The organism is Falsiroseomonas selenitidurans, assembly GCF_012103215.1.
GTDB classification, from domain to species: Bacteria; Pseudomonadota; Alphaproteobacteria; order Acetobacterales; family Acetobacteraceae; genus Falsiroseomonas; species Falsiroseomonas selenitidurans.
Genome location: NZ_JAAVNE010000076.1, coordinates 1 through 16,259, shown reverse-complemented (window position 1 = coordinate 16,259; position 16,259 = coordinate 1). Strand labels below are relative to the sequence as shown.

Here is a 16,259-nt window from a genome sequence, read left to right as displayed (position 1 = left end):
CGCCGGCGTGCGCGACACCTGTCGCACCTGGCTGCGCGGCGGCGTGCGCACGGCGGCGCGCGCGTTGCGGGCGGTGGCCGCCTGCGCCTGGCGCAGCACCAGCGGGGCGGCGGGTTGCGCCACCTCCACCCGCGGCGCCACGCCCAGCCGCGCGAAGGACTGGTCCAGCAGCGCCGTCATGTGCTGGTCGCGCTCCACCCAGGAACTGCCGCCGAAGACGGCGCCGACGATGCGGTGGCCGTCGCGGTTGGCGCTGGTGACGATGTTGAAGCCGCTGGCGCGGATGTAGCCGGTCTTGATGCCGTCCACGCCCTCATAGCTGGTCAGCATGCGGTTGTGGTTGCGCAGCCGCAGGCCGCGGAAGGCGGCTTCCGTGCGGCCGAAATAGTGGTAGCGGTCCGGGAAATCGAGCAGCAGGCGTCGGCCCAGCGTCGCCATGTCCCGCGCCGTGGTCACCTGGTCCCAGTCCGGCAGGCCGGAGGCGTTGCGGAAGGTGGTGCGGGTCATGCCCAGGCCGCGGGCGCGCTGCGTCATCATCTGCGCGAACCGGGCCTCGTCCCCGCCCAGGGTTTCGCCCAGCGCGGTGGCGACATCATTGGCGGATTTGGTGACGAGGGAGAGGATGGCCTGTTCCACGGTCAGCGTGGCGCCCGGCGGCAACCCCAGCTTCGACGGCGGGCGGGAGGCCGCTTCCGCCGACATGGTGACCGGCGAGGCGAGCGACAGGCGATTCTCCCGCAGCGCCTCGAAGACCATATAGAGGGTCATCATCTTGGTGAGCGAGGCGGGGTGCCGTGTCTCGTCCGGATTGGCGGAGACCAGGATCCCCCCCGTCCGGTGGTCCAGCACAATGGCCGCGTAGCGTTCGCTGCCGATCTGCGCGCGCGCCGGTGCCAGGCCGCACAGGCCGAGTGCCAGGGCGGCCAGTCCTGCCATGGTCCCCAGCCGGTTCAAGATGAGCCGGTTCAACATGCCACTGCCCCCCAAGGCGCCCCACCCCCCGTGAGCCGCCCCATCGCAGCCAAGCTACGGAGTCCGACAGGGGCGTGTCCACGGGACCATTTGCGGAACACCGTTCTAAGCCAAGGGCTTGAACGATTGCTTTACAGCGCGCCGGAACCCCACCGGTCGCGCCACCCCGGGATGGCCGTCGCGCTGGCGCCATCGGGTTGCCAGCACGTTATGCTGCACTGCAAAAAAGTGCTTGCATCCGAGGCAGTGCCGACGGTAGAGAAGCGTCGTGCTGCACCGCAGCAAAAGCCTTGGAGCCAGGCAGACGGCTCCCGCCCTGGCGCCTGCGCCGGCGAGCAATCTGTAAGGAGCTGGACACATGGCGGCTGAAGCCAAGACCGAAGCGAAGACCGAAGCGAAGACCGAAGCGAAGACCGAGGCCAAGCGCGCGATCGCGCTGGTTGAGACCGCAGCGACCAAGCCCGCCCCGGCGGCGGCGACGGGCGCGGCGGGTGTGAAGAAGACGATGGAGGAGGGCGCCGCCAAGGCGCGAGCGACGATGGAGCAGGGCATGCAGCAGGCGACGAAGACGGCCGAGGGCTTCTACAAGGCGGCCGAGGAGGCCGCGGAGTTCGGCCGCGGCAACATCGAGGCGCTGACCAAGGCGACCCAGATGCTGACCAGCGGGATGCAGGATCTGGGCAAGCAGTATTTCGCCATGTCCCAGTCCATGACCGACCACGCCATGGAAAGCGCCAAGGCGCTGGCCGCGGTGAAGAGCCTGAAGGAAGCCGCCGACATCCAGACCGCCTTCGCCAAGGCGTCGCTGGAGCGGACGATGACCGAGACGGCGAAGCTGCAGGAAGCCGCCTTCCGCCTGGCCGAGCAGGCCGGCGCCCCGATCGCCGCGCGCATGTCGCTGGCGGCGGAGAAGTTCGGCAAGCCGCTCGCGGCCTGATCCCGCCGGCGCGGTCCGCCGCGCCGAACTGCCCCACCCCGCGCGGGGTGGTCGCGACCCCGGGGCCCGCCCCGGCCATGGCGCGCCTGCTGGTTCCACCGGCGGCGGGCGCCATGGCCGGGCGGGCTTTTCGGCGTCCGGGCTTCCGGCCCGGCCAGGCGGGCGCCGGTCCCTTCGGGAAATTCACGTATTCCCCCTGGCCGTTGGCCTCGTGGTAACCCAAATCCGGTGAAGTGCACGGGCGGATGCGACTGGCCCTTCCCGTGCGCCCCCGCGCTCCGATATCCTACCCCATCGGATGCCGGGTGGCTCGGATCCCGGATCAGCAACCAAGGCAGGCATGAGCGACAGCGACAAGCGCCCCGGTCAGGACACTCCGGGGCAGGGCGGCAACGGCGGGGACGGCCCGGCCACCGGCGTGGTGGTCAAGGCACGCCCGCGCACGCGCAAGCCCGCCATGTACAAGGTGCTGATGCTGAACGACGACTACACGCCGATGGAGTTCGTCGTTCATGTGCTGGAACGGTTCTTCCAGAAGAACCGGGAAGAAGCCACCCGCATCATGCTGCATGTCCACCGGCGTGGCGTGGGCGTGTGCGGCGTCTATACCTATGAGGTGGCCGAGACCAAGGTCACCCAGGTGATGGATCTGGCCCGCCAGAACCAGCACCCGCTGCAATGCACCATCGAAAAAGAGTGACGCCCGAAAAGAAAGCTGGGCGCGTGACCGCGACCGATGCAACGATACCGGTGCAAGATCAGCGACGCACCGGTGCCCTTGCCAATGATGCACCGACTTGGATGCACCGTCACCAGCGGCCGGCAGGAACCCGTACCGTTCATCTCCCGGGCACATCTTCGGGGGACCTGTCACCGGCAGGGGAGAACGACCACATTGAGGGCAACCCGAGTCGAGATGCGGTGATGCGCATTTCGGCCACCCGTTAGGGAGCGTCAGACCATGCTGTCCCGCAACCTCGAGCAGACGCTCCACCGCGCCCTCGGCCTCGCCAATGACCGTCGGCATGAATACGCGACTCTCGAACACCTGCTGCTTGCCCTCGCCGACGATGTGGACGCCGCCACCGTGCTGCGCGCCTGCGGCGTCGACAGCGACAAGCTGAAGCGCGACCTTTCCGAATTCCTCGACAAGGACCTGGCCGGCCTGGTGTCCGACCGCGCCGGCGACGCCAAGCCCACCGCCGGCTTCCAGCGGGTGGTGCAGCGCGCCGCCATCCATGTGCAGTCCTCCGGCCGCGACGAGGTCTCCGGCGCCAATGTGCTGGTGGCGCTGTTCTCGGAACGCGAGAGCCATGCCGTCTACTTCCTGCAGCTGCAGGACATGACGCGGCTGGACGCGGTGAACTTCATCAGCCACGGCATCGCCAAGGCCCCCGGGCGCAGCCAGACCCGGCCCGTGCAGGGCAGTGCCCAGACGCCGGAGGAACCCACGGAAAAGGAAGAAAAACCCGCCCGCGGCGGTGCCAACCGCGGCCAGGACGCGCTGACCAACTACTGCGTGAACCTGAACAAGAAGGCCCAGGCCGGGAAGATCGACCCGCTGATCGGCCGCGATTCGGAAATCGAGCGCACCATCCAGATCCTCTGCCGCCGCACCAAGAACAACCCGCTCTATGTGGGTGACCCGGGCGTCGGCAAGACCGCGATCGCGGAGGGCCTGGCCAAGCGGATCATCGAGGGCGACGTGCCCGAGGTGCTGGCCAAATCCACCATCTTCGCGCTGGACATGGGCAGCCTGCTCGCCGGCACGCGCTATCGCGGCGATTTCGAGGAACGGCTGAAGGCGGTGGTGAACGAGCTGGAGCAGCAGCCCGGCTCCATCCTGTTCATCGACGAGATCCACACCGTGATCGGCGCCGGCGCCACCTCCGGCGGCGCCATGGATGCCTCCAACCTGCTGAAGCCGGCGCTCGCCCAGGGCACGCTGCGCTGCATCGGCAGCACCACCTACAAGGAATACCGCCAGCATTTCGAGAAGGACCGGGCGTTGGTCCGGCGCTTCCAGAAGATCGACGTGAACGAGCCGAACCTGGAAGACGCGGTGAAGATCCTCCAGGGTCTCAAGACCAACTACGAGAAGCACCACAAGGTGCGCTACACGCCGGAAGCCATCCGCGCCGCGGTGGAGCTCTCGGCCAAGTACATCCATGACCGCAAGCTGCCGGACAAGGCGATCGACGTGATCGACGAGGTCGGGGCAAGCCGCATGCTGCTGCCGGAACACAAGCGCCGGAAGACGGTGACGCTGAAGGATGTCGAGGAGATCGTGGCGAAGATCGCCCGCATTCCCCCGAAATCCGTCAGCTCCGACGACAAGGAGACGCTGCGCAACCTGGACCGTGACCTGAAGGCGATGGTCTTCGGCCAGGACAAGGCGATCGATGCCCTCTCGGCGGCCATCAAGCTGTCCCGCGCCGGGCTGCGCGATGCGGAGAAGCCGATCGGCAACTACCTGTTCAGCGGCCCGACCGGCGTCGGCAAGACCGAGGTGGCGAAGCAGCTGGCCAAGACGCTCGGCATCGAGCTGATCCGCTTCGACATGTCCGAATACATGGAGCGCCACAGCGTCTCCCGCCTCATCGGCGCGCCGCCGGGCTATGTCGGCTTCGACCAGGGCGGCCTGCTGACCGATGGCATCGACCAGCACCCGCATTGCGTGCTGCTGCTCGATGAGATCGAGAAGGCGCACCAGGACCTCTACAACATCCTGCTGCAGGTGATGGACCACGGGAAGCTGACCGACCACAACGGCAAGACGGTCGATTTCCGCAACGTCATCCTGATCATGACGACCAATGCCGGCGCCTCCGACATGGCGAAGAACGCCATCGGCTTCGGCCGCGACAGCCGGACCGGCGAGGATGAGGACGCCATCAAGCGCCTGTTCACGCCGGAATTCCGCAACCGGCTGGACGCCGTCATCGCCTTCGCCGGCCTCTCGCCGGAAATCGTCGCCCGCGTCGTGGACAAGTTCGTCATGCAGCTGGAGGCCCAGCTGGCCGACCGCAACGTGACCATCGAACTGTCCTCCGCCGCGCGCGAATGGCTTTCCGAACGTGGCTACGACCCGCTCTATGGCGCGCGCCCGCTGGGCCGCGTGATCCAGGAGGTGGTGAAGAAGCCGCTGGCCGAGGAACTTCTGTTCGGCAAGCTGGTGAAGGGCGGCTCCGTGAAGGTCGGCCTCAAGGACGGCGCGCTGGCCTTCGAATTCTTCGAGGCCGCGCCCCCGGCCCTGCCCAAGCCCGAGGATAGCGGCGACGGCGAGGCCGAGAAGGAACCCGAAACCGCCGAGTGATTGTCCGGGGCGCCGCCGCGGTCCCCATGGAAGGGTGCCTCCCGTTGGGGAGGCACCTTTCTTTTTGGCGGCGTGCCAAGGGGCCTGCCCGCGGGTGGGCGGGGTTGTAGGATGGCGGCGAGGGCTGGCCGCAGGGGGCAGGATGACGACCGACACGCGCATCGAGGATTGGGACAGCTACAGCGCCGGGCTGCGCGCCCGCGGCAGGGAGCTCACGGCGCTGCACCCGGAGTTGATGAAGGGCTTCGGCGCGCTCAGCCGCGGTGCCGCCACCACGCAGCACCTGGACGCCAAGACGCGGGAGATGATCGCCCTGGCGGTAGCCGTCACCACCCGCTGCGAGGGCTGCATCGACGCCCATGCCCGCAAGGCCAAGGCCGCGGGTGCGACCAAGGAGGAGATCGCCGAGGCGCTCGGCGTCGCCATTGCGCTCAACGCCGGCGCCGCCCTGACCTATTCGCTGCACGTGCTGGATGCGATGGACGGGACGGGGCAGGGGTAGCCACTTCGTCGAGCGCGCTTTTGGGGCGGGCACGAGCGACTTGGTGCCACGTCCGGCGGAGGCATGGTTCCGCTGGCGAGGCGGCAGCGTGACGGCACGTCTGCGCCAGCACAGGGGCGCAGGCTCCAATTTGGTCCGCTTGTGGTCCGAATATTTTGTGTCCACCCTGTACGCGGCGCCCGGCGCATTCCGCGTTCGGCTTCGGAAAGTGGCAATCTGCCGTGGAAATCGTCGATAACAGGGATGAACAGGAAAGGCTGTTCGCGAGCCTCAGGCGGCGGACAGAAGCCTATCGGCGAATCCAGCGTGTGAATGCGCAGGTTGCCGAAATTGTACTCGAACTATGCCGCAATCACTGCCGCAATGCGTTCGTGAACCGCAGCACGCAGCACGCCGTGATCTATTGCGCAAGCGCAAGCCGCTATTCCCATGATCTGGATCCAAAGGAGGCGATGGCACTGGACCGGCTCCATCGGTCCCTGAGGCTTCGTGGTATTCGCCTTTCAGCGGCGTATGTTACCGACGATGGCGAACCCTACACCGAGCTGACGGCCAGCAATCCGACCTGCGAACGCCTTCTCCGGGAGCGATTTGGCCGTTTCTTTCGAACCAATGTGCGGCTGGATTACAATGAGCCGGATTATTTCCAAGCCTTCAGCTTTATTGACGGCCATGCGCAGCAGGCTGATGCCGGCGATCTTGAACATTTTTCTGCGGTTCTCGCCGTGGCATGGAAGCCGGTGATCAGCGGCGATGTCCTTGAGGCGGCGGACGATGATCGATGGCGCTGACCGCAGGTTGGACCCGCCCTGCCAGTGGAGGCCGCGACAGAGAGGCCGCTTCGAAAGCGGCCCGTCCCGTCCTATGCGCTGCTTGACCCCTTCACGAAATCTCGCACCTCCGCCACCACCGGCGCGGTGCTGAGTCCCAGCAGCCGGGCGCCGGGGACGAAGTCGCTCATGATGCCGATATGGCCGACGCCCTCATACAGGCGCAGCCGCACGGGCCGGCCGGCCGATTCCAGCGCCGCGGCAAGTTCCACCGCATGCACCGGCCCCACCACCGTATCCGCCGTGCCATGCAGCAGCAGCGTGGGCGGCGCGGCCGCCAGCATGGCCGCGTCCGGTGCCGCCTCGATTCGCCCGCCGGGCGCGCCCGCAAAAATGCTCACCACCGGCTCGTCGGTCGGCTGCCAGGAGATGGGCGCGGAGATCAGCACCGCGCCCGCCAGCGCCCCGCGCCCGCCCGGCAGACCGGCCGAAGCCAGCCAGCGCGGGTCCAGCGCCAGCGCCGCGGCGATGAAGCCGCCGGCGGAATGGCCCATGACGAAAAGCGGGCCGCCAGGCACGACGCCGCCGGCGGCGCGCAGCCAGGCCACGGCGCGGGCCGCATCCTCGATGAAGTCGGGCCAGCGCGCTTCCGGCCACAGCCGGTAGTCGGGCACCGCCACGGCGAAGCCCAGCGAGGCCAGGCGTCGCGCCAGGAAGGCGTATTGCCCGCGGCCCCCCGTTTCCCATCCCCCGCCATGGATGAAGACCAGCAGCGGCGTGGCCGGCACCGGCATGGGCGGCAGCACCAGATCCAGCCGGTGCCGCGGCAGGGGGCCGTAGCGCAGCCCCTCCACCCGCATGGTGCCGCGCCGTGGCGTGGCCAGGTTGGCGATATCGGTGGGGGAGCAGCCGCCGGCCAGCAGCGCGGCGCCGAGCAGCGCGCGCCGGCGCATCAGTCGCCCAGCTCTTCCCGCGCCTGCATCAGGGCGCGCTTCTGCGGCTCCGTCACCACCGGGTAGTGCAGGTCGAGCGCTTCCAGGGTGCGGGCGATGGCGGCGGCCACCACCAGGCGGGTGAACCATTTGCGGTCCGCCGGCACCACGTACCAGGGCGCCTGCGGCGTCGCGGTGGCACGGATCGCCGCCTCGTAGGCGGCCTGGTAATCCTCCCAGTGCCGCCGTTCCGCGACATCCGTGGCGCTGAACTTCCAGTGCTTCTCCGGCTCCTCGATCCGCTTCAGGAAGCGGGCGCGCTGTTCCGCCTGGCTGACATGCAGGAAGAACTTCAGCACGACAATGCCCTGCCGGCCGAGATAGCGCTCGAAGGCGGCGATATCCTCCAGCCGCTCCTCCCAGATCCGCCCCGTCATCAGCCGCGGCGGCAGCTTCTGCGATTCCAGCACCTTGGGGTGGACGCGGGCCACCAGCACCTCCTCGTACCAGGAGCGGTTGTGGATGCCGATGGTGCCGCGGGGCGGCAGGGCGGTGGCGTGGCGCCAGAGGAAATCATGGTCCAGCTCCGTCGCGCTGGGCGCCTTGAAGGACACCACGTGGCAGCCCTGCGGGTTCACGCCGGAGAAGACATGCTTGATGGCGCCGTCCTTCCCGGCCGCGTCCATCGCCTGGAACAGGCACAGCACCCCCCAGCGGTCCTGCGCGTAGAGCATGTCCTGCTGGGTGGCGAGGATCTCCACGCCGCGGGCCAGCAGGTCCGGCGCCTCGGACTTCTTCAGGTCGAGCCCGGCCAGGTCGGCCGGGTCGTGGTCCTTCAGGTGGAAGGCGCCGCCATCTTCCACCCGGAAGCGGGAAAGCACCGATTCGATCCGCTTTTCCATGCCGCTATCCCCGTCCCCGGATCATCCAGCCCGCCGCCAGGCTCTGCAGGGCCACCGTCATCGCCAGCGCCCAGCCATAGCCGGCCGGGTCCCAGCCGCCATCCGCCAGCCGGGGCCAGAGGTCCAGGATCCAGCCGATGGCGTTCTGCAGCAGGAAGACCAGCCCCAACATGGCGACGTTGATGGCGGTTGCGACCCGCCCGGTCAGCTCCGGCGCGAAGCGCTGGCCGATCGCCGCATAGCCGGCCGGCCCGGCCGCGCCGAACAGCGCGAACAGGAACCAGATCGCACCGAGTGCCGCCGGGTTGCCCCAGGGGTGGGCGATCAGCAGCAATTGCACGGCGATGATGCCGGCCATGGCCAGCCAGGGCACCAGCATGGGGTGGGCACCGCGGCGTTGCAGCAGGCTGGCGGCCTGGCCGGTGCCGACGCTGCCCAGCATCAGCCCGGCCGCGTAGCAGAACAGCAGCGCCGCCCGCGCCGCCTGGTCCTGCCCGCCCACATCGCGCAGCCATGGCCCGGCCCAGAGGCCCTGATAGGTGAAGTTCATCGCCGAAAGCAGCGCGACGGAGGGGGCGAAGCGCAGGAAGGTGGGATGGCGGAAGATGCGGCCGAACTCCGCCACCTCTGCCCCGAAGGCGCGGCGCGGCGGTGGCGGCGCGCCCGGGCCACGTTCCGGCACCGAGACCCAGATCCACAGGCTGACCAGGCAGGACAGCCCCGCCAGCACGCCGAAAATGCCGCGCCAGCCGATCACCGGCACCAGCCAGGCCACCGGCAGCGTCGCCGCGATACTGCCCAGCGAGCCGAACAGCACGCCGAGCCCGGTCATCCCCGCCACCCGGTCGCGCGGATACCATTGCGTGTTCACCTTCAGCATGGCGATCAGCCCGGCGGAGATGCCGATGCCCGTCACCACCCGCCCGAAGGCCAGCCAGAACGGCCCGGCCGCTAGGCCGCAGAGCAGGAAGCCGAGGCCGGAGACCAGCGCGAGGACCGTCTGCACCCGCCGCGCGCCCCACAGGTCGATGGCCAGGCCCACGGGCAGCTGCGCCGCCGCATAGGCGGCGAAGAACATCGCCGCCAGCAGGCCGAGCTCGCTGGCCGAGAGCGCGAATTCCAGGGCCAGCAGCGGCCCCAGCGTCGCGATCATGGTGCGCGACGCCTGGTTGACGAAATTCAGCCCGGCGAGGGGAAGCGTGATCCGGGCGAACAGGCGCATGGCAGCCAGCTTGGCACGTCGGCGCGGATCAGGGGAGACGCAGGCGCAGGCTGATCGGGCAATGGTCCGAAAGCCGGTCCCGCCAGCGGCCGCCGCGCTCGGCATAGACCAGCACGGCGAAGCTGCGCGGCACCGCCCATTGCCGCGCCGGCCCGCCCAGGAAGGCATGGTCCACGAAGGGCCGCCCGCCGCGCGCATCCGCCCAGCAGGGGGAGGAGAGGCCCTCCGTCGCGCGGTCCATCGGCGCGGCATCCGCCAGGATGCGGACGAAATCGTCGTCCGGCGTCATGCGGCGGTTGAAGTCGCCGAGGATGGCGAAGCCCACCCCCTCCCGCGCCCGGGCCTGGGCCCATCCGGCCAGGATTCGCGCCTGGCGTTCCAGCTGTTGGCAATCGCGTGAGGCCGTGGGGCTGAAATCATCCTCGCGACAGCCGGCATCGAGATGCACGGAAAGCAGCCGCAGCCGCGCGCCGGAGTGCCCCTCCACCAGGATGTCGGCGCCGCGGCGCAGGCTGAAGCGGGCGCGCGGGTGCAGGTCCAGCGCCCGCAGGTCGGGCTGCGGCGTGGCGCGCAGGTGGCGGCGGATGGCGAAGCCGGGGCGCTGGACGTCCGGCTCATCCGTCAGGTGGATGGTCCATTCCGCCGGGTCGAAGATGCGGGCCGCGGCCTCCGCCCCGTCGATCTCCTGCAACGCCACCACATCCGCGGCCAGGCGCGTCGCATAGCCGCGCAGCAGGCGGAAATCCTCGTCCCGGCGGCCCGGCACGCCGCGCGGCAGCTCCGGGTGGCCGTTGGGCTTCAGGGTGAGCCAGGCGATGTTCCAGCTGGCGAGCTTGATCTCCTGCGCCCCGGCGGGGACGGCGAGGAGCAGCAGCAGGGCAAGCAGGATGCGGCGCATGGCGGGCGCTATAGCAGCAGGGCGGGGGCGGTGTCGCGCGGCGCCGGGGCGGCTTCCGGCAGCGGCCGGGCGCCGCAGGCAGCGAGGAAATTGGCGATGGCGTCCATCTCCGCCGCGTCGCGCGTCGGGTCATGGAAGGGGTCGTCGCGCGGGCTGCCGGGCGGCACCCAGATCACCGTCTCGTAGCGCGCGCGGGTCAGCAGCACGCGGTAGGTGTTGCGGATGAACTCGGCTTCCGCCGGATTGCGCACCACCTGCCAGCCGGCCCCGGCGAAGCGCCTGGCCTGCCATTGGCCGGCATGGCGCCGGAAATCGCCGCCCCAGGCCAGGCCCACCGTGTCCAGCTCCAGCCCCTGGCAGGCATATTCGGTGGCTGCGACCTCCAGCGCGTCGGAGGCGCGGATGTCCGGCCAGCGTTCGAGGAACCAGGCCACCGGCTCCTCCGTGCCGACAAGCTGCGCATCGAAGCCTTCCGCCCGCAGGCGACGGGCGCCGGAGGACCGCACGAAGCCGGCCCGGCGCAGCCCCGGCGTCAGTTGCCGCAGCGTGCGGCGTGCCGCGTCCAGCGAACGGGTCAGCAGGAAGGGCAGCCCCTCCGGCCCGGCATCCGCCGCCGCCCGCGCCTCCGCCACCGCGCCGCGCAGCACGGCATCCACCCAGGCGGCGGCAGCTTCCGAGCGCACGCTGCGGAGCGAGACGGTGAGGTCGAGCGCCGCATCCAGGCGCAGCCAGGCGGGATGGCCCTCCGCCAGGCGCTGCGCCGGCTCCGCCGCGTCCAGCACCCGGCGGGCAGCGACGGCACGCCAGCCGGGGGTGGCGGCGATCACGCTGCCCCATTCGCGCAAGCCTGCCTCCCCGGTGTTGATCTCCTGCCCATTGCCGATCAGGGCGACGATGGCGGCGAAGCCGGCATGGCGGCCCATGATCTCCAGCGCATGGGCGGGCTCGCTCATCCGCAGGGTGCTGACGCGGCGCTGGGTGTCGCGTGTCGCCTGCGCCGCGTCCCAGGCGCGTTGCGCCTCGTCGAAGACGATCACGCGTTCTGCCGGCGGGCCGTCGCGGCCGGCATTGTCGGCCAGGAAGCGATGCACGTTCTGCAAGGCCGCCTCCGATTCGTGCCGCGCCTTGCGCAGCCGGGGCGCCAGGCGCCGGCGTTCCGGGTCTGCGCTCGGGCCGCGCGCCAGGTCGATGCCGGCCCGGTTGCAGGCTAGCGCCTCCCGCAGCACGGCGACCAGCGGGCTGTTGCCGGTGAGGAAGGCGCTGCCGTCCAGCCGCCTGTCGCCGAACACCACGTTCAGGCCGCACAGCGTCTTGCCGGCGCCGGGGATGCCGGTGACGAACACCACCACCCGCGCGCCCTCCGCCGCCGCCGCATCCAGCGCTGCCTCGATGGCGGCGGTGGTGCGGGTCAGGTTCACGGTGTCGGCGCGGGCGGCGGCGATCTCCGCCACGCTGTTGCGGGCGAACAGGGTGGCCGCGGCCTCGATGATGCTGGGCACCGGCTGGTAGCGGGCGGCCAGCCAGGCGCAGCCATCGAGCCGTGGCCCGCGCAGGGCGTTGTCCAGCGTGGTGAGGAGGCCGGGCAGGGTGGCGGCATTGGCCTCCGCCACTGGCAGCACGCCGGGAATGGGCAGCGGGATCTGCGGGGTGGCGGGCGCCGAAACCTCGGTCGCGACCAGGATGGGTTGGATCGGGTGGTGCCGGCTGCCGGCGTGGAAGTCCCGCAGGTCCTCGGCGTAGTCGGCAACCTGGGCGCGATCGGCATTGGCGATCGCCCGGGCGCCGACCTTGAATTCCAGCACCAGGATCGCCGACCCGGTCAGCAGCACCGCGTCGATGCGCTTTTCCAGCCGCATCAGGTCGAATTCCAGCGCGATGGTCCAGTGCTGGCCATCGCAGCGCCGCACGCAATCCTGCAGCAGCCGCACCTGGTCCTGCCAGGCGCGGAGCTGGGCCGGTTCGCTGGACAGGCGGCGGGACATCTGGCTGGCGGCCAGCGCGTTGGCCACCGCCGCCGGCGTCATGGCGAGCAGGTCGGAACCACTGCAGTCGAACCAGGCGCGCATCCGCCCAGCCTAGCCGTTCCGCCTCCGCGATGGCCAGGTGGCCAGCAGCAGGCTGCCCATCAGCAGCACGAATCCGGCCGCATGGGTGCCGGTGAAGGTCTCGCCCAGGAAGCCCACCGCCACGATCGCGGCCGTCGCCGGCAGGAAGCTGGTGAAGATGCCGGCGATGCCGGCCGGCGCGCGCTTCATGCCGGCATACCACAGCAGCAGGCACAGCACGCTGGTGGTCAGGCTGTGGAACACCAGCAGGCCGGCCACGGCGGGGTCCGCCAGCGCCGCCGCGCTGCCCAGAACCGGCAGGCAGAAGGGCAGCAGGAACAGCACGGAAAACCCCTGCATCCACAGGCTGGCCGTCACCACCGGCACGCTTCCGGCAATGCGCTTGGCGAGCAGCACATACATCGCCTCCCCGCATACCCCGCCGAAGACCAGCAGATTGCCGAGCAGGTTGCCGGCGCCCTCCGCCCCGGTGCGGGCCAGCGTGATCGCCGCCATGCCGAAGGCGGCCAGCGCCACCGCCGCCCATTGCCGTGGCGGCAGCCTTTCCCGCAGCCACAATGCGCTGCCGATGGCGACCACCGCGGGCAGGGTGGCCAGCACCAGCCCGGCTTCCAGCGCCGTTGTCAGGCGCAGCCCGGCCAGCAGCCCGGCATTGTAGATCACCGTGCCGAAGGCCGCCTGCCAGGCCAGGTTCCACAGGCTGCGCGCATCCGGCCGCACGCCGCCTTCCCGGGCGCGTGCCAGCGGCCACAGCACCGCTACCGCCAACAGGCAGCGCAGACCGGCAATCATCGGAATGGGCAGGGAGGCCGCGAGCAGCTTGGCCACGCCGACATTGGCGCCGACCAGCGCCATCGAGGACGCAAGCTGCGCATAGGCCGTCAGCACGCTACCCCTCGCCCTCGCGCTTGAAGGGCGACATTTCGGAAAGCGCCTGCATCTCCGCCAGCATCGCCGGGCGTTCGCGGTCGAGGAAATCCGCCACGGCGCGGCGCAGCCCCGGATGCGCGATCCAATGCGCGGAATAGGTCGGCACCGGCAGGTAGCCGCGCTGGATCTTGTGCTCGCCCTGGGCGCCGGCCTCCACGCGGGGCAGCTTGTGCTCGATGGCGAAGTCGATGGCGCGGTAGTAGCACAGCTCGAAATGCAGGAACGGCGCGTCCACCACGCAGCCCCAGTTGCGGCCGTACAGCGCCTCCTCCCCCAGAAGGTTCAGCGCGCCGGCCACCGGTTGCCCTTCCTGTTCCGCCACCATCAGCACCACCTTGTCGCCCAGCCTTTCGCCCAGCAGCGGCCAGAAGGATTTCTTCAGATAGGCGCTGCGGCCCCAGCGCTTGTCGGTGGTGGAGAGGTAGAAGCGATGAAACGCCTCCCAATGCCGCGGCGTGATCTCATGCCCGCGCAGGGTCTTCAGCACGAAGCCGGACTGCTCCGCGTCGCGCCTTTCGCGCCGGATCTGCTTGCGCTTGCGGCTGGACAGCGCGCCGAGGAAATCCTCGAAGCAGCCATAGCCGGCATTGGTCCAGTGGAATTGCGTGCCGAGGCGTTGCAGCCAGCCGGCCTCGCCCAGCGCCGCCCACTCCGCGGCCGTGCAGAAGGTGCAGTGGACGGAGGACAGGTCCAGCTGCTGGCAGGCCTGCACCAGGCCCTGCGCCAGCGCCTCGACACCGATGCCCGCATCCGGCCGCACCAGCAGGCGCGGCCCGGGCACGGGGCTGAACGGCGCCGCGACCTGCAGCTTCGGGTAGTAGCGGCCGCCGGCACGTTCGAAGGCATCGGCCCAGCCATGGTCGAAGACGTATTCGCCCTGGGAATGCGCCTTGGCATGGCAGGGCGCGCAGGCCAGCAGCCGCCCGGCCGCGTCGCGCAGCGCCACATGCTGCGGCAGCCAGCCGCTGCGCCCGCCGGTGCTGCCCGATTCCTCCAGGGCGAGGAGGAAGGCGTGGCTGACGAAGGGGTTCCCGGCACCGGCGCAGGCATCCCACTCCAGGGGCGGAATGTCCGCGATGGCGCGGTGCAGGGACAGGCTGAGTTCGGGCATGCCGGTCAAAATTGGGCGCGCCGGTTCCGCCACAACCTCTCAGGCGATCTCGAACAGGCCTTCCACTTCCACCGCGGCATCGCCGGGCAGGGAGGGCACGCCGATGGTGCTGCGCGCATGCCGCCCCGCCTCCCCGAATACCGCCACCGCGAGGTCCGAGGCGCCATTCATCACCAGCGCATGCTGGGTGAAATCGGCGCCGCAGGCGATGAAGCCGCCGAGCCGCACCACGCGCTTCACCCGGTCCAGGTCGCCCACCGCGGCCTTCACCTGCGCCACCAGGTTGATGAAGCAGGTGCGCGCCGCCGCCTGGCCTTCCTCGATGCTGACGCCGGCACCAAGCTTGCCGGTGGTGCTGATCCTGCCCTCCACCAGCGGGATCTGGCCGGAGACCACCAGCAGGTTCCCCACCAGGTTGAAGCCGATGTAGTTCGCCACCGGGGCGGGGGCCTGCGGCAGGGTGATGCCGAGGGCGGCCAGGTTGGCGTCGACGGTGCCGGGCATGGAGTGGGTTCCTTTGACGGGATCGGGTGGTCACGGGCCATGGCCCCCACCCTGACCAGCCTGCGACGTTGCGGCAATGCCGCAACCCACCGCAAGCGGAGGAGGGAAGCGCCTGTTCTTCTCCTCCCCCGCCTGCGGGGGAGGCCGGGCGGGGGCTTCGCCTGCGCCGCCTACCCCACCAGCTTCAACTGCCGCCGCCTTGCGCGCGGCGTCGGGGCGGAGGGCAGGTCCATCGGCAGCAGCGGCAATTGTTCCGCGGCATGGCCGGTGGCATCCGGCGCGCAATCGGCCTCCGACGGGTCCGCCAGGTCGCGCCGGCCGAGATACTCCATCGCCAGCCGGCGGAAGGCCCAGTCCAGCACGGAGGTGGCGCGGCGGATGGCGGGATCGCCCTCCACCGTCCCGGCCGGGCCGAAGCGGGTATAGGCGTAGGCCTCGACGAACTGGCCGAGCGCCACGCCCTGCGCCAGCCCGATCGAGACCGCCTGCAGCATGGCGTCCATCAGGCTGCGATAGGCCGCCGATTCCTTGGTGAGGGCGACCGTCACCTCCACCGGCCGGCCTTCCGCATCCTCCGTCGTGCGCAGCACCACGCGATGCCCGCCGACCGCCACGCGCCACACCGCACCACCGGGCCGCGCCGGCTGGGTGGCCGCGCGGGGGGGAGGCGGGGGTGCCGGGCGGGCCGGGGCGGCTTCCGCCACCGGCATCGGCGGCGGGATATGCAGGAAGCCGGCCAGCGCCTGGGCCATGGCGCGCCAATCGGCATCGGCCACCGGCGCCAGCAGCGTCTCCGCCGCCGCCCGGCCGACGCGCAGCGCCGCGCGGGTCGGCACCTCCGTCACCCAGCCGGTGGAATCCAGCGCCAGGCGGGTGGCGGCCGGGGCGGGGGCGAGGCCGCCGGTCTCCGCCCCCAGAAGCTGTTCCACCGCATCCGGCGCGGCCAGCGCCACCAGCGCCTGGTGCCGCAGGCCGAGGCTGCCCGCCGCCGCATCCAGCGCGGCGCGGGCGGCTTCGGCCAGGCCGGGCACCACGGTGGCGCCGGGCGGGGCGGGGGCGAACAGCGCCAGCGGCTCCTTCGCGCCCAGGATTTCCGCCAGCCGGCCCGATTCGGCTTCCGCCGCGCCGCGGGTCAGCGCGGCGATGGCGGCGCCCACGGCGCGGGCTTCCGGGCTGGCGTAGCGCAGGCCGAGCGCG

15 protein-coding genes are annotated in these 16,259 nt (G+C 70.6%); 5 read left to right on the top strand and 10 right to left on the bottom strand.

The window, feature by feature from the left end; translation table 11 throughout:
* Window positions 1-936, bottom strand: a 936-nt coding sequence (locus HEQ75_RS25930; protein ID WP_235962136.1) for a D-alanyl-D-alanine carboxypeptidase family protein, incomplete at its 3' end; no start/stop codon positions are given.
* A 394-nt stretch (window positions 937-1,330) separates the two neighbouring features.
* On the opposite strand from HEQ75_RS25930, the gene HEQ75_RS25925 reads away from it, so the two are divergent.
* From HEQ75_RS25925 to HEQ75_RS25905, 5 genes are all read left to right on the top strand, one after another.
* Complete coding sequence (locus HEQ75_RS25925) at window positions 1,331-1,909, top strand: phasin family protein (RefSeq protein WP_168035028.1); 579 nt, start codon at window positions 1,331-1,333, stop codon at window positions 1,907-1,909.
* A 340-nt stretch (window positions 1,910-2,249) separates the two neighbouring features.
* A complete protein-coding gene (clpS, locus tag HEQ75_RS25920; protein WP_168035027.1) occupies window positions 2,250-2,609 on the top strand; it encodes an ATP-dependent Clp protease adapter ClpS in 360 nt (119 codons plus the stop codon).
* Between the two features lie 261 nt (window positions 2,610-2,870).
* The gene (clpA, locus tag HEQ75_RS25915) at window positions 2,871-5,225 is read left to right on the top strand and encodes an ATP-dependent Clp protease ATP-binding subunit ClpA (RefSeq protein WP_168035026.1); all 2,355 of its coding nucleotides are present in this window, start codon (window positions 2,871-2,873) and stop codon (window positions 5,223-5,225) included.
* A gap of 160 nt (window positions 5,226-5,385) precedes the next feature.
* Window positions 5,386-5,727, top strand: coding sequence for a carboxymuconolactone decarboxylase family protein (locus HEQ75_RS25910; protein ID WP_328734929.1), 342 nt, complete (start codon window positions 5,386-5,388; stop codon window positions 5,725-5,727).
* A gap of 221 nt (window positions 5,728-5,948) precedes the next feature.
* Complete coding sequence (locus tag HEQ75_RS25905) at window positions 5,949-6,518, top strand: hypothetical protein (RefSeq protein ID WP_168035024.1); 570 nt, start codon at window positions 5,949-5,951, stop codon at window positions 6,516-6,518.
* Between the two features lie 71 nt (window positions 6,519-6,589).
* Here HEQ75_RS25905 and HEQ75_RS25900 read toward each other — a convergent pair whose 3' ends face one another.
* From HEQ75_RS25900 to HEQ75_RS25860, 9 genes are all read right to left on the bottom strand, one after another.
* The gene (locus HEQ75_RS25900) at window positions 6,590-7,450 is read right to left on the bottom strand and encodes an alpha/beta hydrolase (RefSeq protein WP_168035023.1); all 861 of its coding nucleotides are present in this window, start codon (window positions 7,448-7,450) and stop codon (window positions 6,590-6,592) included.
* A complete protein-coding gene (locus tag HEQ75_RS25895) occupies window positions 7,450-8,331 on the bottom strand; it encodes a polyphosphate kinase 2 family protein (RefSeq protein WP_168035022.1) in 882 nt (293 codons plus the stop codon). The genes HEQ75_RS25900 and HEQ75_RS25895 overlap by 1 nt, the downstream gene beginning before the upstream one ends.
* 4 nt (window positions 8,332-8,335) lie before the next feature.
* Entirely contained in the window at window positions 8,336-9,553 is a 1,218-nt protein-coding gene (locus tag HEQ75_RS25890) for an MFS transporter (protein WP_168035021.1), read from the bottom strand.
* Window positions 9,554-9,581: 28 nt separating this feature from the next.
* The gene (locus HEQ75_RS25885) at window positions 9,582-10,451 is read right to left on the bottom strand and encodes an endonuclease/exonuclease/phosphatase family protein (protein ID WP_168035020.1); all 870 of its coding nucleotides are present in this window, start codon (window positions 10,449-10,451) and stop codon (window positions 9,582-9,584) included.
* An 8-nt stretch (window positions 10,452-10,459) separates the two neighbouring features.
* Entirely contained in the window at window positions 10,460-12,517 is a 2,058-nt protein-coding gene (locus tag HEQ75_RS25880; protein ID WP_168035019.1) for a DNA/RNA helicase domain-containing protein, read from the bottom strand.
* Window positions 12,518-12,526: 9 nt separating this feature from the next.
* On the bottom strand, window positions 12,527-13,405 hold the full coding sequence (locus HEQ75_RS25875; protein ID WP_168035018.1) for a DMT family transporter: 879 nt from the start codon (window positions 13,403-13,405) through the stop codon (window positions 12,527-12,529).
* A 1-nt stretch (window position 13,406) separates the two neighbouring features.
* A complete protein-coding gene (locus tag HEQ75_RS25870; protein ID WP_168035017.1) occupies window positions 13,407-14,558 on the bottom strand; it encodes a GNAT family N-acetyltransferase in 1,152 nt (383 codons plus the stop codon).
* 39 nt (window positions 14,559-14,597) lie between these two features.
* On the bottom strand, window positions 14,598-15,062 hold the full coding sequence (locus HEQ75_RS25865; protein WP_168035016.1) for a RidA family protein: 465 nt from the start codon (window positions 15,060-15,062) through the stop codon (window positions 14,598-14,600).
* A gap of 170 nt (window positions 15,063-15,232) precedes the next feature.
* Window positions 15,233-16,259, bottom strand: a 1,027-nt coding sequence (locus HEQ75_RS25860) for a TSCPD domain-containing protein (RefSeq protein WP_456237399.1), incomplete at its 5' end; no start/stop codon positions are given.